24 protein-coding genes and 2 pseudogenes are annotated in these 23,990 nt (G+C 63.6%); 11 read left to right on the top strand and 15 right to left on the bottom strand.

What is annotated here, in order from left to right:
• Positions 1-2: 2 nt before the first annotated feature.
• Together hutH and EOA78_RS09725 are read right to left on the bottom strand one after the other, a co-directional pair.
• On the bottom strand, positions 3-1,484 hold the full coding sequence (gene hutH / locus EOA78_RS09730) for a histidine ammonia-lyase (RefSeq protein WP_127314974.1): 1,482 nt from the start codon (positions 1,482-1,484) through the stop codon (positions 3-5).
• A complete protein-coding gene (locus EOA78_RS09725) occupies positions 1,481-2,482 on the bottom strand; it encodes an ornithine cyclodeaminase family protein (RefSeq protein ID WP_127314973.1) in 1,002 nt (333 codons plus the stop codon). The genes hutH and EOA78_RS09725 overlap by 4 nt, the downstream gene beginning before the upstream one ends.
• A gap of 183 nt (positions 2,483-2,665) precedes the next feature.
• On the opposite strand from EOA78_RS09725, the gene EOA78_RS09720 reads away from it, so the two are divergent.
• Positions 2,666-2,872, top strand: a complete 207-nt coding sequence (locus EOA78_RS09720; protein WP_127314972.1) for a hypothetical protein — start codon at positions 2,666-2,668, stop codon at positions 2,870-2,872.
• Positions 2,873-2,967: 95 nt separating this feature from the next.
• On the opposite strand, the gene EOA78_RS09715 is transcribed toward EOA78_RS09720, so the two are convergent.
• The 11 genes from EOA78_RS09715 to EOA78_RS09665 form a co-directional block, all read right to left on the bottom strand.
• Positions 2,968-3,855, bottom strand: coding sequence for an amidohydrolase (locus EOA78_RS09715; protein WP_164783691.1), 888 nt, complete (start codon positions 3,853-3,855; stop codon positions 2,968-2,970).
• Positions 3,855-4,973 carry a VWA domain-containing protein gene (locus EOA78_RS09710; RefSeq protein WP_245477441.1) on the bottom strand — a complete coding sequence of 373 codons (1,119 nt, stop codon included), beginning with the start codon at positions 4,971-4,973 and terminating at the stop codon, positions 3,855-3,857. The genes EOA78_RS09715 and EOA78_RS09710 overlap by 1 nt, the downstream gene beginning before the upstream one ends.
• Positions 4,974-5,119: 146 nt before the next feature.
• The gene (locus EOA78_RS09705) at positions 5,120-6,001 is read right to left on the bottom strand and encodes a MoxR family ATPase (RefSeq protein ID WP_127314969.1); all 882 of its coding nucleotides are present in this window, start codon (positions 5,999-6,001) and stop codon (positions 5,120-5,122) included.
• Positions 6,002-6,010: 9 nt separating this feature from the next.
• A complete protein-coding gene (locus tag EOA78_RS37715; RefSeq protein WP_127314968.1) occupies positions 6,011-7,021 on the bottom strand; it encodes a molybdopterin cofactor-binding domain-containing protein in 1,011 nt (336 codons plus the stop codon).
• A 1-nt stretch (position 7,022) separates the two neighbouring features.
• A complete protein-coding gene (locus tag EOA78_RS37710; protein ID WP_127314967.1) occupies positions 7,023-8,390 on the bottom strand; it encodes a xanthine dehydrogenase family protein molybdopterin-binding subunit in 1,368 nt (455 codons plus the stop codon).
• 14 nt (positions 8,391-8,404) lie between these two features.
• Positions 8,405-8,887, bottom strand: coding sequence for a (2Fe-2S)-binding protein (locus tag EOA78_RS09690; protein WP_127314966.1), 483 nt, complete (start codon positions 8,885-8,887; stop codon positions 8,405-8,407).
• Between the two features lie 51 nt (positions 8,888-8,938).
• Positions 8,939-9,730 (bottom strand): FAD binding domain-containing protein, encoded by a 792-nt coding sequence (locus tag EOA78_RS09685; protein ID WP_127314965.1) that lies wholly within the window; start codon positions 9,728-9,730, stop codon positions 8,939-8,941.
• A 16-nt stretch (positions 9,731-9,746) separates the two neighbouring features.
• Complete coding sequence (locus tag EOA78_RS09680; RefSeq protein ID WP_127314964.1) at positions 9,747-10,190, bottom strand: SRPBCC family protein; 444 nt, start codon at positions 10,188-10,190, stop codon at positions 9,747-9,749.
• 103 nt (positions 10,191-10,293) lie between these two features.
• The gene (locus EOA78_RS09675; RefSeq protein ID WP_127314963.1) at positions 10,294-11,121 is read right to left on the bottom strand and encodes an AraC family transcriptional regulator; all 828 of its coding nucleotides are present in this window, start codon (positions 11,119-11,121) and stop codon (positions 10,294-10,296) included.
• A gap of 176 nt (positions 11,122-11,297) precedes the next feature.
• A complete protein-coding gene (locus EOA78_RS09670) occupies positions 11,298-12,296 on the bottom strand; it encodes an ABC transporter permease (protein WP_127314962.1) in 999 nt (332 codons plus the stop codon).
• Between the two features lie 38 nt (positions 12,297-12,334).
• A complete protein-coding gene (locus tag EOA78_RS09665) occupies positions 12,335-13,075 on the bottom strand; it encodes an ATP-binding cassette domain-containing protein (protein WP_029351636.1) in 741 nt (246 codons plus the stop codon).
• 426 nt (positions 13,076-13,501) lie between these two features.
• On the opposite strand from EOA78_RS09665, the gene EOA78_RS09660 reads away from it, so the two are divergent.
• Positions 13,502-14,491 carry a sugar-binding protein gene (locus tag EOA78_RS09660; protein ID WP_127314961.1) on the top strand — a complete coding sequence of 330 codons (990 nt, stop codon included), beginning with the start codon at positions 13,502-13,504 and terminating at the stop codon, positions 14,489-14,491.
• Positions 14,492-14,625: 134 nt separating this feature from the next.
• Positions 14,626-15,423, top strand: a complete 798-nt coding sequence (locus tag EOA78_RS09655; RefSeq protein ID WP_127314960.1) for a FadR/GntR family transcriptional regulator — start codon at positions 14,626-14,628, stop codon at positions 15,421-15,423.
• A gap of 8 nt (positions 15,424-15,431) precedes the next feature.
• On the opposite strand, the gene EOA78_RS09650 is transcribed toward EOA78_RS09655, so the two are convergent.
• The gene (locus tag EOA78_RS09650) at positions 15,432-16,370 is read right to left on the bottom strand and encodes an NAD(P)-dependent oxidoreductase (RefSeq protein WP_127314959.1); all 939 of its coding nucleotides are present in this window, start codon (positions 16,368-16,370) and stop codon (positions 15,432-15,434) included.
• 155 nt (positions 16,371-16,525) lie between these two features.
• On the opposite strand from EOA78_RS09650, the pseudogene EOA78_RS09645 reads away from it, so the two are divergent.
• Positions 16,526-17,413 (top strand): annotated as a pseudogene (locus EOA78_RS09645) (NAD(P)-dependent oxidoreductase); the annotation flags it as partial.
• Positions 17,414-17,524: 111 nt separating this feature from the next.
• Entirely contained in the window at positions 17,525-18,301 is a 777-nt protein-coding gene (locus EOA78_RS09640; RefSeq protein WP_127314958.1) for a FadR/GntR family transcriptional regulator, read from the top strand.
• Positions 18,302-18,310: 9 nt separating this feature from the next.
• Here the strand turns inward: EOA78_RS09640 and EOA78_RS09635 are convergent, their stop codons facing one another.
• Positions 18,311-18,598 (bottom strand): DUF3175 domain-containing protein, encoded by a 288-nt coding sequence (locus EOA78_RS09635; RefSeq protein WP_127314957.1) that lies wholly within the window; start codon positions 18,596-18,598, stop codon positions 18,311-18,313.
• Between the two features lie 235 nt (positions 18,599-18,833).
• Here EOA78_RS09635 and EOA78_RS09630 point away from each other — a divergent pair, with 235 nt between their 5' ends.
• The 6 genes and pseudogenes from EOA78_RS09630 (at position 18,834) to EOA78_RS09605 (ending at position 23,962) form a co-directional block, all read left to right on the top strand.
• Complete coding sequence (locus tag EOA78_RS09630; protein WP_127315013.1) at positions 18,834-20,006, top strand: MFS transporter; 1,173 nt, start codon at positions 18,834-18,836, stop codon at positions 20,004-20,006.
• 189 nt (positions 20,007-20,195) lie between these two features.
• Positions 20,196-20,519: a metalloregulator ArsR/SmtB family transcription factor gene (locus tag EOA78_RS09625; RefSeq protein WP_029351622.1), complete on the top strand. Its 324-nt coding sequence runs from the start codon at positions 20,196-20,198 to the stop codon at positions 20,517-20,519.
• Positions 20,516-20,925, top strand: a pseudogene (locus tag EOA78_RS09620) (SRPBCC domain-containing protein). Before EOA78_RS09625 ends, EOA78_RS09620 begins: the two are co-directional and overlap by 4 nt.
• Positions 20,926-21,045: 120 nt before the next feature.
• Positions 21,046-21,267 carry a hypothetical protein gene (locus EOA78_RS09615; protein WP_127314956.1) on the top strand — a complete coding sequence of 74 codons (222 nt, stop codon included), beginning with the start codon at positions 21,046-21,048 and terminating at the stop codon, positions 21,265-21,267.
• Between the two features lie 234 nt (positions 21,268-21,501).
• The gene (locus EOA78_RS09610) at positions 21,502-22,530 is read left to right on the top strand and encodes a LacI family DNA-binding transcriptional regulator (protein ID WP_127314955.1); all 1,029 of its coding nucleotides are present in this window, start codon (positions 21,502-21,504) and stop codon (positions 22,528-22,530) included.
• Between the two features lie 307 nt (positions 22,531-22,837).
• Positions 22,838-23,962, top strand: a complete 1,125-nt coding sequence (locus tag EOA78_RS09605; RefSeq protein ID WP_127314954.1) for a sugar ABC transporter substrate-binding protein — start codon at positions 22,838-22,840, stop codon at positions 23,960-23,962.
• Positions 23,963-23,990 lie beyond the last annotated feature (28 nt).

The raw sequence follows: 23,990 nt of genomic DNA, 5'->3' as shown, positions 1-23,990 counted from the left end.
CGCTATGGTAGCCATGTTCCGGTGCCCAGCGCAGCGTAAAGCGCCTCCGCGTCAATACCCAGCGCTCTGTCTTCCTTTAGCGGCGCGACGAGGGCACGCACGGCTGCGTGAATTCCCGCTGTGCCCGGCGCCAGCGTCAGCCCGTCGCGCAAGTCTACGGCCTGTGCGGCCGCCATCAGTTCGAAGGCGATCAGTCGCTGCCACAGCACGATCATGTCGCCGCATTTCGAAACGGCCAGCGGAGCTTGCGTCGCGTGGTCCTCGACGCCCTCCGAGACCGGCAGGAAGTCGAGCATCACCGGGTTGGCCTTGTGGCGGATGGCGGCGAGAATGGCGGTCATTGTCTTTTGCAGCGGCACGAAGCCGGCCGAAGCGCCGCCGACCGGCGACAGGTATTTGGGTAGGCCGTTGCGGCCTGAACTGGTGAGCTGGATGAAGCGGGCAGCACAGGCAGCCGCACATTGAGCGATGGCAAGGCCAAGCGTCTCGAAGGCAAGCGACAGCGACGGGGTGTGGAAATTGCCGGTCGACAGCACCATGGCGTCGTGGCCCAGCACCAGCGGGTTGTCGGCGGCGGCGTTGAGCTCGATCTCGACGGCTTGCCTGGCCTGATCGATTGCCTGTAGCAGCGCGCCATGGATCGACGGCATGCAGCGGATCGATAGGGGGTCCTGCAAGGTGGCCGGTGCCGGGGTCTCGTCGCGTGCCAGCAGATCGCGCAAGCCCTTTGCAGCCTGCTGCTGGCCAGCGGCCGGTCGCGCTGCCTGCAAGCGCGGATCGAGGATCGTCTGGTTGGCGCCGATACCTTCGATGGTCAGCGCACCCGCCTGCTGCTGTTGTGCGAAGGCGGACAGTGCGTCGGCCACCGCCAGCGCCCCGCTGCCGGCGGACACCGCCGAGGCGCTTATCAGCGACAGCCCGTCCTTGGGAGCGAGGCTGACGGAGGCGAGGCGCGCCATTGCCAGCGCCTTGGCCGCCGGCATGCGCCGGCCTTGAAAGTCGGCTTCGCCGTCGCCGGTCAGCATGCGGCCGAGCGTTGCCATCAGCACCAGGTCGCTGTCGCCGATCGAGCCCAGCGACGGCATCACCGGATGCACGCTAGCATTGAGCGCATCGATGAGTGCGACGAAGACCTCCAACGAAATGCCCGAACCGCCGGCCGAAAACATCGCCGCGCGGGCAAGCATCGTCGCGCGCACGATGTCTTGCGGCAGCGCGTCTCCCACCGCGCCGCTGCGGCCTTCCAGCAACTGGCGCTGGAAGGCGCTGGCGTCGCCGCTGACCGATACGCCGAGATTGGCGCCGAGCCCGGTGTTGAGCCCATAGATCGGCTGACCAGAAGCGGCGGCGCGGTCGAGCACCTTGCGCGCTCTGTCCAGCCTGTCGATGACAATGGATGCCACTTCCACCTTGCGTCCGTCGCGGGCAACCGCCGCGACATCCTCGACGCTAACGCCGGCTCCGGTGAGGATGAGCGCATTCATGCGAAACGCAGCCGCTGGCCGATGCCTTGCGCCTGCGCCTTGGCCAGCATCGCCTTACCCAGCGCGATATCGGAGAGCGACAGGCCGCGATGCCAGAACAGGATCGTTTCGTCGTCGCTCTGGCGCCCCGGCTTGAGGCCGGCGGCGATCTGGCCAAGTTCGGCGTGCAGCGTCTGCTCGCTCAGGCGTCCGGTCTCGACATGGGCGCGCAGCGAGCCGAATTTGCCGCCCTTGCACTGGCCCCAATCGTCGACGACGATCTTTGCCATGATGTCGGTCAACGACAGCTCCACCGCGCTCATCGTGCCGTAGGGCATCACCAGGGCGCCGGGCTTGATCCATGCGGTCTTCAGCAGCGGCTGCGGTTCCGGCAGCCGCGAGGCCTCGACGACGATGTCGGCGCCCTCGACGCAAGCGCGCCAGTCGGCGACCGCCGTGACCTTCTTGCCGAGATCGGCGGACAGCTTGGCGGCAAAGCTGTCGCGACTTTCCGGCCGGCGCGAATGCACGCGGATCTCGTCGAAGTCGAAGAGATGGTCGAGGAGGCGCACGTTCCAGTAGGCCGTGCCGCGCGCGCCGACATGGCCGAGAACCTTCGACGTTTTTTTCGCCAGATGTTTCGCGCCAATGGCGGTGACCGCACCGGTGCGCATGTCGGTGATCACGGTGGCGTCGAGTATGGCGCGCGGCGTGCCGGTGCGCGGATCGAACAGGTTGAGAATGCCGAATTCCGAAGGCAGGCCGTGCAGGTAATTGTCCACATAATCTCCGACGATCTTGACTCCCGCCGCATCGAGCGGCGCGACGTAGCCGCGCAGGACATTGAAATGGCCGTTGAAGGACGGGTCCGGCTCGAGATGGACGCGCGGCTCGATCACGGTCTGGCCGTTGCCCTGCGCCACCAGCCCGGCCTCGACCGCTTCGACGATTTCCGCGTCGGTCATACCAAGCGCTTCAATGTCGAGGGCGTTCAGATAGTCGATGTAGATGGGCTTCATGCGCAGATTGGTCCTGATGAAGAGGGGTTCTGGTCAGAAGAGGCGAAACGAAATCGCGAAGTGTCAAAGGCTGGTTCGATGGGTCCAGTCATCGCATAACAGGTCGCGATACGACACGAAAGTTTGTTGGTCCATATCTGGACGGCGCCGCCCAAATGCTGTTCAAACCGATGCGTCATCGATTTGCCGGACATTGCCTGGTTCCCGGTGGCGCGGGAAAAACTTTCGCACAGTTCTGCGGATGACCGCTATTCCCGAAAACAAACCCTTGCCCGAAACCGCTACGGCGGCGCGGCAGGCGCGGGGGCGCTGATCGTCGCCGTCGCCTTCTTCATGCAGCTTCTGGATTCGACGATCATCCCGCCTATGGCGTCTGTCCTGTGTCGGTGACAAAAGAAAAACTATTTGCGCAGCCGAGCATTAGCGACGTCTGTTCGCACGAAGAATCAAACGTTTGACGTGAAGGAGCAAAGGGAAACGCCGCGCTACACCGGCCGATATACCTTCTCCGCCGTACTCCAGAAGATGTCGGCCTCTGCCGCCGCGCCATGTCTGCCCACCGCGTCGCGGTGCGCGTTGATCAGTTCGGCGTGGCTGGTCCATAGCTTTTCGATCGGGAAGTTCGAGCCGAACATCAGGCGGTCGCTGCCCAGAATATCGATCGCGTTGTCGACGATATAGGCGATCAGCGCCGGGTCGTTGCGGTGGACGAAAGTACCGAGACCGGACAGCTTGGCGTAGAGGTTAGGTGCCGCTGACAGCGTGCGCAGGCCGGTCTTCCAGGCCTCCGTGGTCTTCGGCTCCATGCCGGTCAGCATGCCAGCGTGGGTGAGGATGAAATTGGTATCGGGGTTCTCGCCGACCAGCGTCAGCCCGTCCTTCATCTGGGCGGGGAAAAGCTGCAGATCGAAGGACAGTCCGTAGTCTTTCAGCCGCGCCACATTGGCCCGCACCTTCGGGTCGATCACCTGATCCGGTGCTGCGGCGAAGCGGAAGGCCGGCGTTTCGTGCCAGTGCAGCTGCATGCGCACGCCACGCAGCAGGGGATACCTGATCAGCCGGTCGATCTGGGGCCTGATATCGTCCACCGTCATGTCGGCATAGCCAACGATGGCATGCGGCCAGCCGGTCTCGTCGGCTGTCTTCTGCAGGAAGGCGACCTCGGCCTCGAAATCCTCCTTGGCCCAGTTGGTCTGGACATAGACCGCCTTCTCGACGCCTGAGCCTTGCTGATCGGCAAGGAATTCCTCGATCGGATAGTCGCGGCGGATCGGCTCGTAAGGTCCAAAGATGCGCGGCACCATCGGCCCGCGAAGCCAGGGCTGGTCCTTTTGGCGCCAGATGTGGAAATGCGCGTCGATCGCCTTCTGCATCATGAAACCCTTTTCCAGATTGCTGCGGCCGCCGGGGCAGGGCGGGCTAGCGACAGGATGAAATCGCTGAGATCGGCGATCGACGAGCCGTCGACGAGATCGTCGAGCACCGGCAGGATGGCGCGAAGCGCTGCCGTTGCCGGCTGGAAGCGCGGGTCGCCGGCCAGTGGCGTTGCCAGCGAAAGCCGGAAGGCGCGGGCACTCAGCCGGCGCATCGCCGTTTCCAGCTCGGCATGGTCGCCGCGCTCCAGCGCATCCGACAGGATGATGACCGCCGCCCCGCGCGCGAAAGCGGAAAAGTGCGGCACCGACAGGAAGGCGAGCAGCGTCGGCCCCATGCGGGTGCCGCCGTCCCAGTCGTCGACCAGTGCTGCCACGCGGGCTAGCGCCTGGTCGCGGTCGCGAATGCGCAGTGCCGCTGTGATGCGGGTCAGCCGCGTGCCGAAGGTGAAAATTTCAGCCCGGTCCGCACCTTGCACCGCCGCATGCGCCAGCTTGAGGTAGTCCGACGTGTGCAGCTTCATCGAACCGGACACGTCGATCAGGATCAGCAGCTTGCGCGGCACGGTCTGCCGGCGGCGCAGCAGCGGCGACGGTATGTCGCCATCGGCACTGACGATTTCGCGGAGCGAACGGCGCAGATCGAGCTTGCCACGCGCGCGCGTGCGCACGGTGCGAAAGGAGCGGCGGGCGGGCAAAGCGGTAGCGAGCTTGCGGCGGAAGGCGGCAAGCCTGTCGCCGTCGCGCTGGAAGTCGCGGGCGCTCAACTGTTCGGCGCCGGACGATAGCTCGCCGCCTTCCTCCTGGTGCGCCACCTCGATCTCTTCATCGCTGGTGCCGCCGTCGTCCTTGATGCGGGTTTGCTCGTCGGCCTCGCCTTCGACCACGGCCGCGGTGTTGCCGTAGAAATGGCTTTGGAAATGCGCCTCGAATTCGTCGCGGCGGTCGGGCGGCGGCGCCAGCGTGGCAAGGGCGGCTTCGTGGATATCGACCATCGAGCGCGGGCCAAGCAGCGTCACGGCTTGCATGAAGCCGGAGATTTGCTCTGGAGCGATCAAAAAGCCGAAGCGGCGCAGCAGCCGGCCAAAGCCGAGGAGAGGTGCAGCCGCCCGCGGCAAGGTCTCCTCTCCCCGTTCACGGGGAGAGAATGCCGGCAGGCAGGTGAGGGGCGGCGTCGACATTCGCGTTTGGCGCTGCCCCTCATCCGCCCCTTCGGGGCAGCTTCTCCCCGTGAACGGGGCGAAGGGGTCGTTGACGCCACCCGTCACGCCAGTGCCTCCTCGACGATCCGGCCAAGCTCGGGGGCGATATAGGACAGGTCTTCCTCGTCCTTGATCAGCACGCCAATGGCGCGGCGGAACGCTTCCGGCCAAGGAGTGCCGCCCTTTTCGAGGATGGTCGCGGCGTTCGCCCATTCGACCGCTTCGGCGATGCCCGGCGGTTTGGCCAGCGGGCGGGCGCGGATATCGTGCACGGCAGAAGCCACCGCACGCGCCGTGGCCTCTGCGACGTCACCGGCACGGAGCATGATGATGGCGGCCTCGCGCTCGGCGTCGGGATAGGTGATCCAGTGGTAGACGCAGCGGCGACGCAGCGCCTCGGCCAGCTCGCGCGTGCGGTTCGAAGTCAGGATGACGATCGGCTGCGCCTTGGCACGGATGGTGCCGCGCTCGGGAATGCTGATCTGGAAATCGGAAAGGAATTCCAAGAGCAGCGCTTCGAACTCATGATCCGAACGGTCAATCTCGTCGACCAGCAGCACGCGCTTTTCCGGGGCCTTCAGCACCTGCAGCAGCGGCCGCGCGATCAGGAAACGGTCGTCATAGATGTCGACCTCATGCTCGCCGGCGTGGCGGATGGCGAGCAGCTGGCGCTGATAGTTCCATTCGTAGAGCGCATGCGCGGCGTCGATGCCCTCATAGCATTGCAACCGCACGAGGTCGCGCCCGAGCAGTTCGGCTATCGCCTTCGCCGCTTCGGTCTTGCCGACGCCGGGCGCGCCTTCGAGCAGCAACGGCTTGCCCAGCTTTATCGCCAGGAACACGGCAGTCGCCAGGCTTTCATCGGCCAGATAGTGCGAGGCGGCGAGGTGCGACGCCACCGCCTCCGGCGAGGTCGCGACAGTCTCGGCGCTTCTCTTGGGCATTTCCAGCACTCAGTTCGCGGTGTCGGCTTGCGCCTTCAGCGCGCGCAGGATGCGTTCCGGCGTGATCGGCAGCGTATCTATGCGCACGCCGACTGCGTCGAAGACGGCATTGGCGACCGCAGGGATTTGGGGGTTGGCGCACATTTCGCCCGGCCCCTTGGCGCCGTACGGTCCGTCGGCCGATGGCCGTTCCAGCACGATGATCTCGGTTTGCGCAAGATCCCCAGGACCCGGCATCAGATACTGGTTGAAGTCGGTGCCGCCATGATCGCGATTGGGATAATATGGTTCAGTCGTCTCGTAGAGCGCATGGCTGATGCCCATCCACGAGCCGCCGACGAGCTGCTGCTCGACCATTTTCGGGTTCAGCGCGCGGCCGATCTCGAAGACGTTCTTGACGGTCAGCACGGTGACCTCGCCGGTCTCGTCGTCGACCTCGACCTCGGCCACCGTGCAGGCATGGGCGTAGCAGGTCGACGGCTTCATCGCGCCGGTCTCCATCTCCGGGTAGGAGCGCGGGATGAGAAACATACCGCGGCCGGAAATCGAGCGGCCGCGCTTGAAATGCGCCGACAGCGCGACATCGAAGATCGAGATCGACTTCTGCGGCGCACCCTTGACCAGGATATTGCCCTGACCGTCGGTCTCGAGGTCCGACGCATTCACTTCCAATTCCTCGGCCGCCACTTCCAGCATCACCTGGCGGGCTTCCCTGGCCGCCTGGATAACGGCGTTGCCGGCGCGATGCGTGCCGCGCGAGGCGAAGGTGCCCATGCAGTGCGGGCCGGTGTCGGTGTCGGCGGTGTCGACGACGACGCGGTCGGTCGGCACGCCGATCGTCTCGGCGCAGATCTGCGCCATGATCTGCTTCATGCCCTGGCCGAGATCGACGCTCGACAGCGTCACCATGAAATGGCCGGTCGGTGTCGAATGGACCAGCGCCTGGGTCGGGTCGCCGCCGAGATTCATGCCGGTCGGATAGTTGATCGCGGCGACGCCGCGTCCACGCCTGATCGCCATCTCAAACTCCCTTCGCGTAGGACGACATCGCCATGAACTTCTCCGCCACCGGCCAGTTGGCGGCGCGTGAGGCTTCCTGCATGCACTCGATCAGCGCAGCGCCCTCGGTCGGCTGGCGGTGTGCCTTCATGTCGCCGTCGCGGTAGGCGTTAATGAAGCGGAATTCGAGCGGATCCATGCCGATCAGCCGGGCGAGCTTGTCCATCTGCACCTCCAGCGCGAAATCGCCGATGGTGACGCCGAAGCCGCGCATGGCGGAGGAGGGCGTGCGGTTGGTGTAGACGCAGTAGGTGTCGATCCAGACATTCGGGATCGTATAGGGGCCGGGATAGTGGCCAGCGCCTTTCTGCGCGCCATAGGGCGAGTGGCGCGAATAGGCGCCGGCATCGGTGTAGCCGGTGACCTTGCGGGCAACGATGCGGCCGTCCTTCATGACGCCGTCCTTGATGACGACCTTTTCGGCGGCGCGCGGCGAGGAGATCTGCATCTCCTCCTCGCGGCTGTAGATGAAGGAGACCGGCCGCCCGGTCAGCTTGGCGCCGAGGATGGCGATCGGCTCAACGATGACGTCGACCTTGCCGCCAAAACCGCCGCCGACGGTGCCGCCGACGAAATGCAGCCTGTTGCCAGGCATCTGCAGGATGATCGAGGCGTTGTCGAGGGTGAAGAACATCGCCTGGGTGTTGGTGTAGCAGGTGAAGCGGTCATTGCCCTCCGGCGCGACGATACAGCCGGTCGTCTCGGTCGGCGCGTGTTCGATCGGCGAGGATTGGTAGGTCTGTTCGAGCACGTGATCGGCCCCGGCGAAGCCGGCCTCGACATCGCCGAAGCGCACCTTGCGGCATTCGCCGCTGTCATAGAGGTAATAGTTCCGGCCGTGATATTCGTTCACTATCGGCGCGCCGGGCTTCAGCGCCTCCTCCATGTCGAAGACTGCCGGCAGCACCTCGTAATCGACCTTGACCTTGGCCGCCGCTTCCTGCGCGGCACGCTCGGTCTCGGCCAGCACCGCCACCACGGCCTCGCCTTTCCAGCGCACCTTGCCGTCGGCCAGAACCGTCTCGTCTTCCGGCCCGATCTGGATCAGGATCAGGATGGTGTAGACATTGTGCGGCACATCCTTGGCGGTCAGCACCTTGACGACGCCCGGATGTTTCTCGGCCTCTGAAGTGTCGATGCTGCTGATGCGGGCGTGATGATGCGGGCTGCGCACCATCTTCAGATGCAGCATGCCGGGAAAATTGCGGTCGGCGAAATAGGCGGTCTTGCCGGTGACGTGACTGGGGGAATCCGAGCGCGGCCTGGGCTGGCCGATCTCGTGCAGATCGTCCATGCGCTGGTCGGCGAAGTAGCTCTTGCGGAGTTCCATCTTTTTGACTCCCCTCAAGCCGCGTTCTGCGAATTGGATCGCGCGGCGGTCAGCACAGCCTGGATGATCGGCTCGTAGCCGGTGCAGCGGCAGATATTGCCCGACAGCGCCTCGACCACCTCGTCGCGGCTGGGGTTCGGCGTGTGGTCGAGCAGCACCTTGGCGGCCATGATCATGCCCGGCGTGCAGAAGCCGCATTGGGTGGCGAAGGCGTCGAGGAAGGCCCGCTGCAGCGGATGCAGAACGCCGCCTTCCGAAAGCCCCGACGTCGTGGTGATGGCCGCCCCGTTGCAGATTTCGGCCAGCGTCAGGCAGGAGAGCCGGAGCTCACCGTCGATGATGACCGAGCAGGCGCCGCATGTGCCTTGATGGCAGCCGCCTTTCGGTGAGGTGTCGCCGATCTTGTCGCGCAGTGCGTTGAGCAGCGTCGTGCCGCTGTCGATGAATTCGGCCTTCTCCGCGCCGTTGAGCGTGAGCTGAACCGGGACCTTTGCCATGTTTCCTCCTTGCGCGCCTGTTCGTGGGCAAGCGGCGCTCTCCTGGATGTTTCAGCCGAGCAGCAGCCGGCCGAGATGGACCGGCAGGACTTCGTTGCGATACCAGGCACTGGCGATCGGATCGGTAACAGGCGAGGTGCCATCGCCGGCCGCAGCAAGCGCCGGCGCGATGCCATCGCTGGTGAGCGTCCTGCCGAGCAGCGCCTTCTCCGCCGCCGTCGCACGCATCGGCCGGTCGGCCATGCAGCCAAGCGCTATCCGTGCCGAAGACACGGTTCCGTCCGGTGCCTGTTCCAGCACGGCGGCGATGCTCAGCACCGAGACGCCCTTCGGCTTGATCCTCGACACTTTCAAGAAGCGAAACCCTTCCGCCGGCAACGTAAATCCAACTGCGGTGATGATGGCGTGGTTGCTTTCGCGTTTTGCCATGAAGGTTTCGATCGGTAGCTCGCCGTCGTCGATATTGACGGTTGCGTCCAGTGCCAGCAGCGCCACGGTGAAGTCGCCATAGGGCGCCGGGGCGAAGAGGTTGCCGCCGACGGTCGCCATGTTGCGGATCGCCGGGCCGCCAACGGCGCGCGCCGTTTGGCTAAGGGAAGACAGATCCGGGTGACGGGCGATCGCTGCCATGGTCACTGAAGCGCCGATGCGGACCTTGCCGCCGGAAACGGTGATCGCCGACAGCGCCGGGTCGGTCGACCTGATTAGGCTGGAGACCGAGACATCGCCTTCATTGGCGGCGCGCACGACCAGCGTGCCGCCGCCGAGATATCGGGTGCCGGCGGCTTTCAGCGCCGCATTTGCGGCCTTGACCGTCGAGAAAGTCTGCAGGGCGAGCGCCATGGAAGGCTCCTTTTGCTCAACTTTGGCCGGCGAAATGACTTTTCAAAGCGTTGAAACCGCCCTGGAAGACGTTGGCGCCCATGCCCTCGGCCAGCTTGTCGGCTTCTTTCGGGGGCGCGTCGAAGCTGGCGGTCCATTCGGCATAGGTGCGGTCGCCATCGGTCACCCGCCGCAGCTGCAGCGTCGCCTTGTGGTTGGTCAGCGGCTGCGGTGTCTCCAGGATGGAGTAGCTGACGAGGAAATTGCCGTCGGAGAAGTCGAGCAGCTTTTCGCGGATGCGGGCGCCGCTGGCGAGCTGAAAGTTGCGCACGCAGCCGATCGTGCCGGCATCCTTGCCATCCTCGATATGGCTTTCCACCATACGCGGATGCCAACTCGGCAGGCTGTTGAAGTCGCGTATGCGCGCCCAGACCTTTTCGACCGGCGCGTCGATGACGCTGGAGATGGTGACTTTCGCCATATGATCGGCCCCTTGCAAATATCTGTGTCGCGAGGGTAGGGCGGCGAGCCCGGTGGCGCTTATCAAAGCGTCTTGACCGCCTATCAATAAGTCTGAAAATGGTTCAGGAAATGGCCCGCGCCGCCTCGCGATAGAGTGTCGGCGGAACGCCGACATGGTCGCGGAAGAAGCGCGAGAAATTGCCCTGCGTGGTGAAGCCGAGATTGCAGGCGACCGAGATCAGCGGCTCCTGCGACCATTGCAACTGCCGCACCGCTTCCTCCATGCGCAACGTGTTCCAGTAGACATTGGGCGTCAGATTGGTCTGCTCCTTGAACAGCGCGAAGAAATGCGGCCGTGACAGGCCGACGCTGCGTGCCACATCGTCGAAGCAGATACGCTCGCAGACATTGGCCTTCATCAGCTGGATCGCCTTGCGGACACGGAAATCCTGCATGGTGTGGACGCGGGCGCGTGCTACTTGCGGTGCCGAGGCGTCGGCGGCGTCGAGCACGCTGTCGATGAAGCGCTCGATCTCGTAATTGGCGATGTCGTCGATGCTCTCATTGTCGCTGAGATGGTCGAGAAGGTTGGCTGCCGCCTTGTACAGCCAGGGCTCCAGCGTGATCGCCGGTGCTGAAAATAGCGGCGCGGAAGACGGCAGGTCGCGGCGCCGGCGCGCCCAGTCCGGATCGATGTAGAAGGCGAGGAACAGGCCGGGCCGGCCGTCGCTGGACAAAGCGTGGCTGTGCGGCTGGAAGGAATTGATGCCGGCGGCGGTGCCGGGCCCAAGCCGCACCGTTTCGCGACCGATGGTCATCTCGCCGGCCGTGCCTTCCAGCCAGATGATGATATGCGCCTCGACATGGGCATGGGTGACGAAGTCGCTGGCGACGTTCAGGACAGAGACATGTCCGAACCGGCCCCAGTAGAGCCTGATCGCTTCCGTCATGGGTATATCCTCCCGCAGGCGACTGGCCTCCCTTCGCCTGCAATTGGGATAGTGCGGCTCAGTCCGGGCCTGCGTCAAGGCACATGCGCACGCCTGGGGCCCGTCATGGGCCGTACCGGCCGATTTTCAGACTGAGCGATAGCAAGGGAAACGAATAGCGTTCGTCACCCCCCGGTCTATTCGTTGCGCCTGAAATTGCGGAGCCGGTCGAACAGGACCGCCAGCAGAATGGCGCCGCCGATGAACACGCCTTGCCAGAAGGCATTGATGCCGAGCAGGCCGAGACTGTTGCGGATCACTTCGATCAGCGCCGCGCCAACGACGGCGCCAAAGGCCGTGCCCATGCCGCCGGCCAGGTTGGCGCCACCGATGACGGTCGCGGCGATGACCTGAAGCTCCATGCCGTTGCCGAGATTGGTGGTGACGGCGCCAAGCCAGCCGGTCTGGATGATGCCGGCGATACCGGCCGCCAGCGCCGAGATCATATAGACCGCGACCTTGATCTGGCGCACCGGAACGCCGGTCAGCGTCGCCGCATGCTCGTTGCCGCCGATGGCGAAGATGTGCCGGCCGAATTTCGTCCAGCGCAGGACGAAGCCGGTGATCAGTGCCAGCACGATCGTGTAGAGCACCGGATTGGCGATGCCGAACACAAAGGCGCCGCCGCCCAGCGCCAGAAGCTTGTCGTGATCCGGCCCGAACTGGAAGACGACGGTGTTGTTGGAGGCGACCATGGCAAGGCTGCGCGCAATCGACAGCATGCCGAGCGTCACCACGAAGGGCGGAAAGCCGAGATAGGCTATCAAGATACCGTTGAAGGCGCCGATGATCAGCGCTGTCGCGATTGCAGCGGCAATGCCGATCTCGATGCCGTAGCCGGCATGCATGGTCACCGCCAGCACCATCGAACACAGGCAAAGCACCGAACCGACCGAAAGGTCGATGCCGCCGGTGATGATGACGAAGGTCATGCCCAGCGCGACGATGGCGACGAAGGTGACGTTACGGGTGATGTTGTAGAGGTTCTTCGTCGTGGCGAAGGAATCCGTGGCGACGGACAGGAACAGACAGGCGAGGATGACCGCGATCACCACCCAGAACGTCTGGCTGGCAAACACCCTGGTCAGCAAAGTGTGCTGTTTCTGCGCGATCGTCTGGTCAAGAGTTACTGCCATCGTCGACCTTTATCTGCTTGCGTGGTGAACCGCTGACATCAAACCTGTTCGATGGCGCCGGTGATGAGCCCGGTGACTTCCTCGGGCGAACTCGACGCGATCGTCTTGTCGGCAACCTTGCGGCCGCGCCGCATGACGATTACGCGGTCGGCCACGTCAAAGACGTCGGGCATGCGGTGACTGATCAGCACGACCGCTATGCCCTGGTCGCGCAAATGGCGGATCAGGTTCAGCACCTCGGCGACCTGGCGAACCGAGATCGCCGCCGTCGGCTCGTCCATCAGCACGATCTTGGCTTGCGAAAGCATGGTGCGGGCGATCGCCACCGCTTGCCGCTGGCCGCCCGACATCTGCTTGACCAAGTCGCGCGGGCGGGTTTCGGATTTCAGCACGGCAAAAATCTGGCCGGCGCGCTTGTACATCGCGGCATAGTCGAGGATGCGAAACGGCCCGACGCCGCGGCGCAGCTCGCGCCCGAGATAGACGTTGGCGGCGGCCGTCAGATTGTTGCACAGCGCCAGATCCTGATGGACGATCTCGATGCCGTGCTGGCGCGCCTCCACCGGCTTGTGCAGGATCAGCTCCTTGCCGTCCATCTGCATCGTGCCGTGGCTCGGGCGGAAATTGCCGGCGATCATCTTGACCAGCGTCGACTTGCCGGCGCCGTTATCGCCCATCAGGCCGACCACCTGTCCGGCCTCGATCGACAGCGAAACGTCGTTGACGGCCTGGATGGCGCCGAAATGTTTCGAGATGTTGGCGAGTTCGAGAACCGACACCAGACTGCTTCCTCCCCGTGCTTCCGGCCAGCGGTTCTGCCGCGGCTTCGCTCTTCCCAGCTCCTCCCGGGAACAGCGCTTTCGCCCATTTACGCACATGCCCCCTTGCCGTCAACAGCGGCTTCTTTCGAAAAATCCGTTTTGTAGGACAAATAGGAATTGACGTTGGTCGCAAGCCGATATTAGCTAAGCGTCGGAGGAGATTATGCCGATCTTCTGTTCCGGTGCGCCGGCGGAATCGGCGGAGGTTTATCGGTCGAGGATCTGGCAGCGTCCGTACCGCGCTGGTCTGCGGCTGCATCTGGAAATACTTATCGGCCCGGCTTGGCGACAAGAGCGCTCGCGAAACGAACCTCTGTCATCGCGGATCCGGGCTGGTCTGTGTGGCGGGCACGCCGTGTCCGTCTGTTTCAAGGGAGGACTGAAATGAGGAAATCACTATTGCTCGCTGCCGTCGCCATGCTGGCGTTGGGCGCCGGGCCGGCTATGGCCAAGAAACAGCTCGTCATCGTGGTGAAGGGGCTCGACAATCCGTTCTTCGAGGCCATCAACCAGGGTTGCCAGAAATGGAACTCGGAAAACGCCAACTCGGAGTATGAATGCTTCTACACCGGCCCGGCGTCGACCTCGGATGAGGCCGGCGAAGCCCAGATCGTTCAGGACATGCTGAGCAAGCCGGACACAGTGGCGATGGCCATTTCGCCGTCCAACGCGCCGCTGATCGCGCAAACGATCAAAAGCGCCAATCCGTCGATCCCGATCATGACGCTCGACGCCGACCTCAGCAAGGAAGATGCGGCGCTGCGCAAGACCTATCTCGGCACCGACAACTACCTGATGGGCTACAAGATCGGTGAGTACATCAAGAAGGGGAAGCCGGAGGGTGGCAAGATCTGCACCATTGAGGGCAATCCGGCGGCTGACAATATCCTGCGGCGCGCCCAGGGCATGCGCGACGCGCTTTCCGGCCAGAAAGATCTCCCGGCGCTCGCCGGCGAGGGCGGCTGGACCGAGGTCGCCGGCTGCCCGGTGTTCACCAATGACGACGGTGCCAAGGGCGTGCAGGCGATGACCGATATCCTCGCCGCCAATCCCGATCTCGACGCTTTCGGCATCATGGGCGGCTGGCCGCTGTTCGGGGCGCCGCAGCCTTATCGCGACCTGTTCAAGCCGATGGCCGATAAGATCGCCAAGAACGAGTTCGTCATCGGTGCGGCCGATACGATCGGTGAGGAAGTGGCGATCGCCAAGGAGGGTCTGGTGACCGCGCTGGTCGGCCAGCGGCCGTTCGAGATGGGCTACAAGGCGCCCTCGGTGATGATCGACCTGATCGAGGGCAAGCCGGTCGCCGATCCGGTCTTCACCGGTCTCGACGAGTGCACCAAGGATACGGCCGACACCTGCATCCAGAAGTAGGTTCGCAGTTTCGGGGCGTCCGATCGACGGGCGCCCCGTCACACCGGTTCACGAAAACCTACGAGGTGAGATTGCTGGGGCGAACCGCTCCTGCTTTGCCGCGCCTTGAGTTCAGCATGTGCCGGGGAACATGGATGTCGGACGCAAGATCGAAAAAGCGACTTACCACGGTTAATGCCCGGGCCAAGGTCAAGGCACAGGCTGCCCGTCCGGCCAGCGCTCGCCGTGCCGACGCGGCGCTGATCCCCGGATCGAGCGTGCATGCGTCGCTGGCCAACGAGATCGGCCTCAGGATCGTGCGCGGCGACTATCCGCCGGGAGCCATCCTGCCCAACGAGGCCAAATGGTCCGAGACTTTCAACGTCAGCCGCTCGGCGGTCCGCGAGGCGATCAAGATGCTGATGGCCAAGAGCCTGCTGGCTTCACGCCCCAAGATCGGCAGCTGGGTCGAGCCGAAGGAGCGCTGGAACCTGCTCGATCGCGACGTGCTGGCCTGGTATGCGACGTCGCCCGACCGCGAAGTGTTCCTCAGAACCGTGCAGGAGTTCCGCCATATCATCGAGCCGGAAGCCAGCGCCTTTGCCGCGATGCGGCGCACAGACGAGCAGATGGCCGAGATCAGCCAGGCCTGCCGTGAGATGGGGGAGGCGGCGACGCTGCCCGAGCGCACCCGCGCCGACACGCGTTTTCATCTCGCCATCCTGCGGGCCTCGGGCAACGATCTCCTGGTACCGCTCGGCGTGCTGATCGAATCGGCGCTCGACCACCTCTTCGTTTTCGTTACGCGCGAAACCAGCGACCAGCCTCGGGCGCAGGCGCTGCATGAGGCCATAGAGAAGAACATCCGCCTCCAGCGGCCGGCAGCAGCCCGCACCGCAGTGCACAGGCTCCTCGCCAACACCGACGAGGTTATTGGGCGGTCGCGGCGGTAGAGCGGTCCTTAAACCTCTTGCCGCTTGCCGCCCTTGCTCGGTGTCAGGTCGACGCCGTTGACCTTGCCGATATGCGTCGCCAGCATCGGCACATATTGATCGGCCGGCCCGGCGGCGAATGCGCCGGCGAAAGCGTTCTTCGTGGCATTGCCAAGCGGGTTGGCGATGCCGGCAGCACCCGCCATCGATTCGAGATAGGTGAGGTCCTTGAAGGCGTTGGCGATGGTGAATTTGTGCGCATCGCGATCGCCTTCCAGCGTCCAGCGCATAAAGGTCTGATAGAAGCCGCAATCCATGCGGCCGTTGCGGATGACGCTGTCGAAACGCGGCGGCGAGATGCCGACCTTCTCAGCCAGCGCCAGCGCCTCAGAATAGATCGCCGCATAGCCCAGCGAGATGAAATTGTTGAGCAGCTTCATGCGGTGGCCATCGCCGGTGTCGCCGATGTGGACGATACGTCCGGCCCAGGTGTCGAGCACCGGCTTCAGCCGGGCAAAGACCGCGTCCGACGCGCCGACCATGGCGTCGAGCGTGCCTTCCCAGGCCTCCTTCGGCGTGCGGCTCAGCGGGGCGTCGACATAGTCGACGCCGAGCGGCTTGAGTTCGGCAGCAAGCGTTACCGTCGAGGTGGGATCCGAGGTCGAGCAATCGACGACCGCCGAACCCTTCTTCAGGCCTTCCTTGAGGCCGCCGGGCCCGCGGATGATAGCTTCAACCTCGCGCGAGCCGGTGACGCAGATGAAGACGATATCAGATGCCGCCGCAACGTCGCGCGAGGTCGCGGCTTCCTTCGCACCCCGGCCGAGCAGGTCTTCCGCCGGAATGCGGTTCTTTCGCCCGAGAAACGTCAGGGAATAGCCCTTATCGATGATGTTCTTCGCGATCCCGTGCCCCATCAAGCCAAGTCCGATGAAGCCGATCTTTTCGCTCGCGGCAGTCGTGTTCATGTCGTGTCGTCCTGTGTTGCTGATATCGATGATGGCGCTGCACTTTGGCAGGCGAATTGTTGAAGCGGGTTTTTGCCGCAGGCGGTTGGCAGGCGATTGCGGAATGCCATATTGTCTGACAATACACATGAATTCCAGGGAATGTGGAGAGCAAAATGACGAAGCGGATCATGTTCACCGGCGGCAGCGGCAAGGCCGGGCGTCATGTCGTGCAGTATCTGGTCGAGCAAGGATGCCAGGTGCTCAACATCGACACCAAGCCGCTCGACAATCCCAAGGTGCGCACGCTGCTCACCGACATCACCGACAGCGGGCAGGTGTTCAATGCGCTGTCGAGCTATATGGGCCTGCATGAATTCGACCCGTCGCTGCGCGCGCAGCCGGTCGATGCCGTGGTGCACTTCGCGGCAGTCCCGCGCATCATGATCACGCCCGACAACGAGGTGTTCCGCATCAACGCTCTCGGCACCTACAATGTCGTTGAGGCGGCGGTGAAGCTCGGCATCCGCAAGGTGGTGATCGCTTCCAGCGAGACGACCTATGGGCTGGTCTTCGCCAACGAGCCGCGCGATCCGACACATTTCCCGCTTGACGAGGCGTATGATGTCGATCCGATGGATAGCTACGCGCTGTCGAAGATCGTCAACGAGAAGACGGCGCGCGCCTTCGCGCTGCGCAGCGGCATCGACATCTACGCCTTGCGCATCGGCAACGTCATCGAGCCGCATGAATATTCGCTGTTCCCGAAATGGTTCGCCGATCCGGGTTTCCGCAAGCGGATCGCCTGGAGCTACATCGACGCGCGCGACCTCGGCCAGATCACGCTGCGCGCCATCGAAAAGGACGGGCTCGGCTATCAGGTGTTCAACGCCGCCAATGACGACACCTCGTCCGATCTGCCGACGGCTGAACTCTTGAAGCGGTTTTATCCCGGCGTGCCGGTCAAGGTTGAGCTCGGCGAATACGAGACGCTGCTTTCGAACCGCAAGGCGCGGGATGTGCTCGGGTTCCGCCCGGAACACAGCTGGCGGAAATACGTCAAGGGGCATGACGGGGTCGATGCATCCGGACTGATCTGTGCACGGCGGCCGGGTTTCCAACCCGGCGCCTTTTCCCGTGCTTGACAGCTTTCGGAATCCGGACTTTGTGAGCACATGCGGGACGGCAAGCCGAATAAGGGAAAAACACGGGCCAAGGCGGCGGCCGCCGACCGCGCGGCAGTCGTTCGCCGTGCCGATGCGGCGCGGATGCCTGGATCGAGCGTGCATGCGTCGCTGGCCAATGAGATTGGTCTCAGGATCGTGCGCGGCGACTATCCGCCGGGCACCATCCTGCCCAATGAAGCGAAATGGTCGGAGACCTTCGACGTCAGTCGCTCGGCGGTGCGCGAAGCGATCAAGATGCTGATGGCCAAGAGCCTGCTGGCCTCGCGCCCGAAGATCGGCAGCTGGGTCGAACCAAAAGAGCGCTGGAACCTGCTCGATCGCGACGTGCTGGCCTGGTACGCGACATCGCCCGACCGCGAGGTGTTCCTGAAAACGGTGCAGGAATTCCGCCATATCATCGAGCCGGAAGCAACCGCCTTTGCCGCGATGCGGCGCACAGACGAGCAGATGGCCGAGATCAGCCAAGCCTGCCGGGAGATGGGCCAAGCGACGACGCTGCAGGAGCGCACACGTGCCGACACCCGTTTTCACCTCGCCATCCTGCGCGCCTCGGGCAACGACCTCCTTGTGCCGCTCGGCGTGCTGATCGAATCGGCATTCGATCATCTGTTCGCCTATACGACGCGGGAACTGGACGATTTGCAGCACGCCCAGAAGCTGCACGAGGCGATCGAAAAGAACATCCGCCTGCAGCGGCCGGATGCGGCGCGCAACGCGGTCCGCAAGCTGTTGGCCAACACCGACGGCGTCATCAAGTCGAGGTAATTCGATCCTCTAATCTTCTCTCGGGCGACCAAAGGCGGCGCGCAGTTCGTCCTTGGCATCCTCCAGCACCTTCTTCTGCTTGGCCGGCAGGTTCTTGCCGGCACGGTTGATGTAGAAATTCAGCATCGACATGGCGGACTGGAACGGCTCGGCCTTGCGCCGGTCGCTGTGCTCGGCCGATCGCTTCAGGGAGGCTGCGATCTTCTTGGGGTCGTGTGATTCGAAGATATGTTCCTCGAGGTCCAGCGCATCGCTGTGCTCGGTCACCTCGGCCGACCATTTCCTTTTCGCGGTCATAACAAACTCCTTCCATTGGTGCGTTGATGGAAAACTCCGGGACGGCGGCCACTGTTCCATCTCGGCTTACATCCCTGGAACCACGGATTTGAGGGATGTGGCGCTGCACGGCGTCGCCAATGTGCCGGTAGTGATGTCGAACCGGTCGATTTCGCAGAACCCGACAGGAAACGCCTTGACCACAACCGTCTCCAGCCAGGCAAGCAGCCCCGGCATCGACAGCGCCTATGCCTGGATGCGGCTCGGCATTTCGGTGCTGCTGGCGACCATCGGCGGCGTCGGCATGTGGGCGGTGGTTGTGGTGCTGCCCGCCGTGCAGGCCGAATTCGGCGTCGATCGCGCCGCCGCGTCGATGCCCTATACCGCGACCATGGTCGGCTTCGCAGCCGGAAATGTGCTGGTCGGCCGCGCCATCGACCGCATGGGCTACTGGATCCCGGCGCTCATTGCCTCGGTGGCGCTCGGCGCCGGTTTCCTGCTGGCGTCGCTGACCAGTTCGATCCTGCAATTCACTCTTGTCCAGGGACTTTTGATCGGCGTCGGCACGTCGGCGATTTTCGGGCCGCTGATCGCCGACATCTCGCACTGGTTCAACCGCCGCCGCGGCGTCGCGGTGACGGCTGCCGCCGCCGGCAACTATCTCGCCGGGGCGATCTGGCCGTTGGCGATGCCCTTTGTCATGCAGGCCGAAGGCTGGCGTTTCACCTATGCCGCGATCGGCGTCGTCTGCCTCGCGACCATGGTACCGCTGATCCTGCTGCTCAGGCGTGGCGCACCACGTGCCGCCGCTCCCGGTTCGCCCGGCAGCCGGCCCGTCCAGCCGATCTCATTGTCACCGGCAGCCCTGCAGGTGCTGCTCGTCGTCGCCGGCCTTGGCTGCTGCGTGGCGATGTCGATGCCTCAGGTCCATATCGTCGCCTATTGCATGGACCTCGGCTACGGCGTTGCGCGAGGCGCCGACATGCTCTCGATCATGCTGGCGGCGGGCGTCGTCAGCCGGCTGGCGTCCGGTTTCCTTGCCGATCGCATTGGCGGCGTGAAAACCCTGCTGATCGGCTCGGTGCTGCAAGCCCTGTCGCTGTTGTTCTACATCCCCTTCGACGGGCTCGCGTCGCTTTACGTCGTCTCGCTGGTTTTCGGCCTGTCGCAGGGGGGCATCGTGCCCTGCTATGCCATCATCGTGCGCGAATATATGCCCGCCAAAGAGGCCGGCCAACGCGTCGGCATCGTCATGATGGCGACTATCTTCGGCATGGCGGTCGGCGGCTGGATGTCGGGCTGGATCTACGATCTGACCGGCTCCTACGCCGCCGCATTCCTCAACGGCATTGCCTGGAACCTGCTGAACATGGCGGCCATGGTGCTGCTGCTGTGGAATGCGCGGCGCAGCGCCGCGGCGATGGCCTGAGCACTGACCCCGCTGGCGGGTGGTGTCCGAGTTTGCTCACGACCCCGAGCGGAATGGCAGTGCGCAATCGTTGGTAGCAAGACCGGCGGTGGCTCCTGTGCCGCGGATGCCGGTCCATGTTCCTGCTTGACTTATACATATCTCGGCGGTTATTGGATTTATCAAATAGCCAGCGAGTTATCGATTGCCATGTCGCAGCCCCACGAGATCCTCTTCAGAACGCTTGCCGATCCGACCCGACGGGCCATTTTCGAGCGGCTGTGTCGCGACGGAGACCAGACCGTCGCGGCTCTGACCGCTCGGGCTGGGGTCTCGCAACCGGCAGTGTCAAAGCACCTTGGGGTTCTGAAGCAGGCCGGGTTGGTGCGCGACCGCCATGAAGGCCGCAACACGCACTATAGCGCGGAGCTCGGCGCCTTGGCCCCGCTGATCGACTGGACAAACCAAATGGCTGGGTTCTGGCAAAGCCGGTTCGACAACCTCGAAGATTTGCTCAAAAGGATGGACCAATGACCAATACTGAGACCGAAACGCGCGCCGTCGTTGTCGAACGGGACGTCGCTTTTCCGCCGGAAAAGATCTGGCGCGCGCTCACGCAATCACACCTGATCGAGGAGTGGCTGATGAAGAACGATTTCAAGCCAGACGAGGGTCACCGTTTCAATCTCAGTGCAGATTGGGGGCGGTCGACTGCCAGGTCCAGGCAGTCGAACCCAACAAGAAGCTGTCTTACACGTGGGATACCAAGGATCTCAAAAGTGTCGTCACGTGGACGCTCACCCCTACGAGCACGGGGACCAATCTGCGCATGGAGCAGTTGGGCTTCCGGCCGGATCAGCAGCAGTACTACCAGGGTGCCCAATATGGGTGGCAGCGGTTCTTTGCGAACCTGGAGCAGGTCCTGGCGCGGATAGAGTAAGGCGTGCCGGCGCCAACGGGCAATGGCCAACAAGACGCATCAAATCAAACAAGCTTGCAAGAAGGCTGGCGCCAAGCGGGTCGCCCGATCCGCTTCAGATCGTCTTCAGAGGAGGTGCTCATGAACTGGAACACGTGGATTCGGCAACTCCACCGCTGGCTGTCGATCATTTTTACGGCGGTCGTCGCTGCCATCTTCATCACCTTGGGCGTCGGTGTCGAGCCCGCCTACTGGGTGTACCTCATGCCGCTGATCCCGATCGCCTTGCTCATGCTCAGCGGTCTCTACTTGTTCGCGTTGCCGTATGCCACGAGGTGGCGCAGCGGACGACGCACGGCGTAGAAGCCTGAGCACGGTGGACGACAAGACGCCCGCTCACCACCCACAGCCGAAATTCAAACTGTGGCGCTACCCGAGTTCGGGTAGCTGTCCTGGCCGGTTAGCTTGACAATGGGGTAAGGCTGCGCGACGCCAGACGGGTGCGGCAAGTCGGGTTGGCATGGCGATAGTGGCAAAGACGCTGAACAGCATTTCGTGGCCGCGCTTCGGCGAAGGCGACGCGGTCGGGACAAGGCTGTGACCAAACCGCGCTCGCGCCGCGGCGGCGGCCGTCCGACGATCGCCGATGTCGCGCGTAAGGCCGGTGTCGGCGCCATCACGGTTTCCCGCGCCTTGCGCGAGCCGGGACGTGTTTCGGAAGATCTGCGCCGCCAGATCCAGGCGGCTGTCGATGAGCTCGGCTATCTGCCCGACCCGAATGCGCGTGCGCTGGCTTCGGCGCGCGCCGAGGTCTTTGGCGTGCTGGTGCCGTCGCTCACCAACAGCGTCTTTGCCGAAGTGCTGCGCGGCATCTATGACAGCCTGTCCGACAGTTCCTACCGTATCCAGCTCGGCAATACCCATTATTCCGGTCTCGAGGAGGAACGGCTGCTGCAGGTGTTCGGCCCGCAGCGCCCGGCGGCGCTGATCGTGGCGGGCATCGACCAGACGCCAACGTCGCGAAGACTGCTCGAGACGGCCGGATGCCCGGTGGTACAGGTCATGGAGACTGGGCCCGATCCGGTTGACATGATGGTTGGCTTCTCGCATTTCGACGGCGGCAAGGCGGCGACGGAGCACATGATCGAAATGGGCTATCGCCGCATCGGCTTCATCGGGGCGCGCATGGACCCGCGCTCGCAGCGTCGTCTGGCAGGCTATCGCGCGGCGATGGAGGCGGCCGGTCTGTTCGACGCGCGGCTGATCACCACCACGCCAGTGCCGTCCAGCGTGACGCTCGGCCGCGAACTGTTTCGCGACGCGCTGGCCAAGGTGCCGATGCTCGACGGGGTTTTCTGCAACAATGACGACATTGCGCTCGGCGTACTGTTCGAGTGCCACCGCGCCTCGATCGCCGTGCCGAAGACGATCGGCATCACAGGCTTCAATGATCTCGACATGATGGAAGTGGCTTTTCCATCGGTCACCAGCATCCGGACGCCTCGCTACGAGATCGGCCGGCTGTCTGTCGCCATGGCGCTCGCGGCGATTGCAGGCGAGCGGCCGCAAGAGCCGGTCGTCGATCTCGGCTTCGAACTCAAGTGCCGCGAGAGCACTGCCCGCTAAAGGCACTGCCGTTGAAGCGATTTGCAGGCATCGCGAAATGCCACTTTACACCACGTCATGGTAGCGCTACCATTTCTCACTGGGCGAAAACTCCCGAAAGATCGAAGTCTGTTTATTATATATAACCGACAGCTGATGCTTGTTTATTATGTATAATATGATAGTTTTTACTCCGGTTTACTGATTGACGAGGGAGGAGATCGGGTCGGCATTCGGCCACCTGAAGGCGCGTAGGCAAGGCGGGAGGTGCCGGGCCGGACGCGAGACGCGTAAGAACGATCAGAAACTGCAACTGGGAGGAATATCGATGATCAAGTCACTCGTTGGTGGCATCGTTGCCGCCACTGCATCAGTTATGCTGAGTTCGTCGGCGCTCGCCGAAGCCGAAATCGTCAAAGGCCCGTCCGCCGAGCCGGAATGCTTCGCGCCATGGGCCGCCGACACGCAGTTCTTCAAGTTCCCCAAGAAGGAAGGCCCGTACCGCATCGCGCTCGCCAATGGCTACATCGCCAACACCTGGCGCATCCAGATGGTGCAGACGGCGAAGGCCTATGCGGCGCAGCCGGAGGTCGCGGCGAAACTGAAGGAATTCAAGGTCGTCTCGACCGGCGAAGACGTGCCGGCGCAGATTTCGGCGATCAACAACTTCATCGATTCCGGCTATGACGCGATCGTCGTCAACGCGCAGAATCCGACGGCGTTCGGACCGGTCATCAAGCGCGCCAAGGAAGCCGGCGTCGTGCTGGTCGCCTTCGACAACATTCTCGACACCAAGGACGCCATCAACGTCAATGTCGATCAGAAAGGCCTTGGCGAGTTGTGGGCCAACTGGCTGATCAAGCATATTCCCAATGGTGGCAAGATCCTCGAAGTGCGCGGCGTTCCCGGCACGTCGGTCGACACCGACCGCCATAATGGCATCCACGAGGTCCTCGATGCTTCCGGCAAGAAGTGGGAGGTCACCGAAGTCATCGGCAAATGGGACGATGGCGTGGCGCAAAAGGCCTCGGCCGACGCGATCGCCACCAACGGCCCCTTCGACGGCGTCACCGGGCAGGGCGGCGACACCGGCATCGTCCAGGCGATGATCGACGCCAAGCATCCGTTCGTGCCGTTCGGCGGCGAAACGGAGAACGGCTTCCGCAAATTCTGCGCCAAGTTTGCCGCAGACGGGCTGAAATGTTCGTCGGCCGGAACCGGCCCCGCACAGGTGGCGGTCGCCATCAAGACGGCAATCGCAGCGCTCGAAGGCCAGGTCGTCCCGCAAGCGGTGAAGCTGCCGCTGGCGATCGTCGAGGATCCGAACTTCAAAGAAGGCGAGGACTATTTCCCCGACCAGTCCGACAATTTCTTCGTCGGCAACTCTTTCCCGACCTGCGGCATCAATTTCACGGCGCAGGAAATCATGGGCCAGAGCAAGGAAAACCAATAGATTGGTCGCTCGGCGCCGCGGGATAATC

Source organism: Mesorhizobium sp. M5C.F.Cr.IN.023.01.1.1 (genome assembly GCF_003997585.1).
Classification (GTDB): Bacteria; Pseudomonadota; Alphaproteobacteria; order Rhizobiales; family Rhizobiaceae; genus Mesorhizobium; species Mesorhizobium wenxiniae.
Note: the sequence above shows the minus strand (reverse complement) of the source record. Positions and strands in the feature narration are given on the sequence as shown.

Coding starts and splice junctions, on each gene's coding strand:
- EOA78_RS09690 (WP_127314966.1), bottom strand. CDS start 8,887: ATGGCAAAGGTCCCGGTTCAGCTCACGCTCAACGGCGCGGAGAAGGCC.
- EOA78_RS09715 (WP_164783691.1), bottom strand. CDS start 3,855: ATGCAGAAGGCGATCGACGCGCATTTCCACATCTGGCGCCAAAAGGAC.
- EOA78_RS09725 (WP_127314973.1), bottom strand. CDS start 2,482: ATGAAGCCCATCTACATCGACTATCTGAACGCCCTCGACATTGAAGCG.
- EOA78_RS09605 (WP_127314954.1), top strand. CDS start 22,838: ATGATCAAGTCACTCGTTGGTGGCATCGTTGCCGCCACTGCATCAGTT.
- EOA78_RS09670 (WP_127314962.1), bottom strand. CDS start 12,296: ATGGCAGTAACTCTTGACCAGACGATCGCGCAGAAACAGCACACTTTG.
- EOA78_RS37710 (WP_127314967.1), bottom strand. CDS start 8,390: ATGGAACTCCGCAAGAGCTACTTCGCCGACCAGCGCATGGACGATCTG.
- EOA78_RS09660 (WP_127314961.1), top strand. CDS start 13,502: ATGAGGAAATCACTATTGCTCGCTGCCGTCGCCATGCTGGCGTTGGGC.
- EOA78_RS09680 (WP_127314964.1), bottom strand. CDS start 10,190: ATGGCGAAAGTCACCATCTCCAGCGTCATCGACGCGCCGGTCGAAAAG.
- hutH (WP_127314974.1), bottom strand. CDS start 1,484: ATGAATGCGCTCATCCTCACCGGAGCCGGCGTTAGCGTCGAGGATGTC.
- EOA78_RS09640 (WP_127314958.1), top strand. CDS start 17,525: ATGCGGGACGGCAAGCCGAATAAGGGAAAAACACGGGCCAAGGCGGCG.
- EOA78_RS09685 (WP_127314965.1), bottom strand. CDS start 9,730: ATGGCGCTCGCCCTGCAGACTTTCTCGACGGTCAAGGCCGCAAATGCG.
- EOA78_RS09655 (WP_127314960.1), top strand. CDS start 14,626: ATGTCGGACGCAAGATCGAAAAAGCGACTTACCACGGTTAATGCCCGG.
- EOA78_RS09705 (WP_127314969.1), bottom strand. CDS start 6,001: ATGCCCAAGAGAAGCGCCGAGACTGTCGCGACCTCGCCGGAGGCGGTG.
- EOA78_RS09625 (WP_029351622.1), top strand. CDS start 20,196: ATGTCGCAGCCCCACGAGATCCTCTTCAGAACGCTTGCCGATCCGACC.
- EOA78_RS09615 (WP_127314956.1), top strand. CDS start 21,046: ATGAACTGGAACACGTGGATTCGGCAACTCCACCGCTGGCTGTCGATC.
- EOA78_RS09630 (WP_127315013.1), top strand. CDS start 18,834: ATGCGGCTCGGCATTTCGGTGCTGCTGGCGACCATCGGCGGCGTCGGC.
- EOA78_RS09635 (WP_127314957.1), bottom strand. CDS start 18,598: ATGACCGCGAAAAGGAAATGGTCGGCCGAGGTGACCGAGCACAGCGAT.
- EOA78_RS37715 (WP_127314968.1), bottom strand. CDS start 7,021: ATGGCGATCAGGCGTGGACGCGGCGTCGCCGCGATCAACTATCCGACC.
- EOA78_RS09650 (WP_127314959.1), bottom strand. CDS start 16,370: ATGAACACGACTGCCGCGAGCGAAAAGATCGGCTTCATCGGACTTGGC.
- EOA78_RS09675 (WP_127314963.1), bottom strand. CDS start 11,121: ATGACGGAAGCGATCAGGCTCTACTGGGGCCGGTTCGGACATGTCTCT.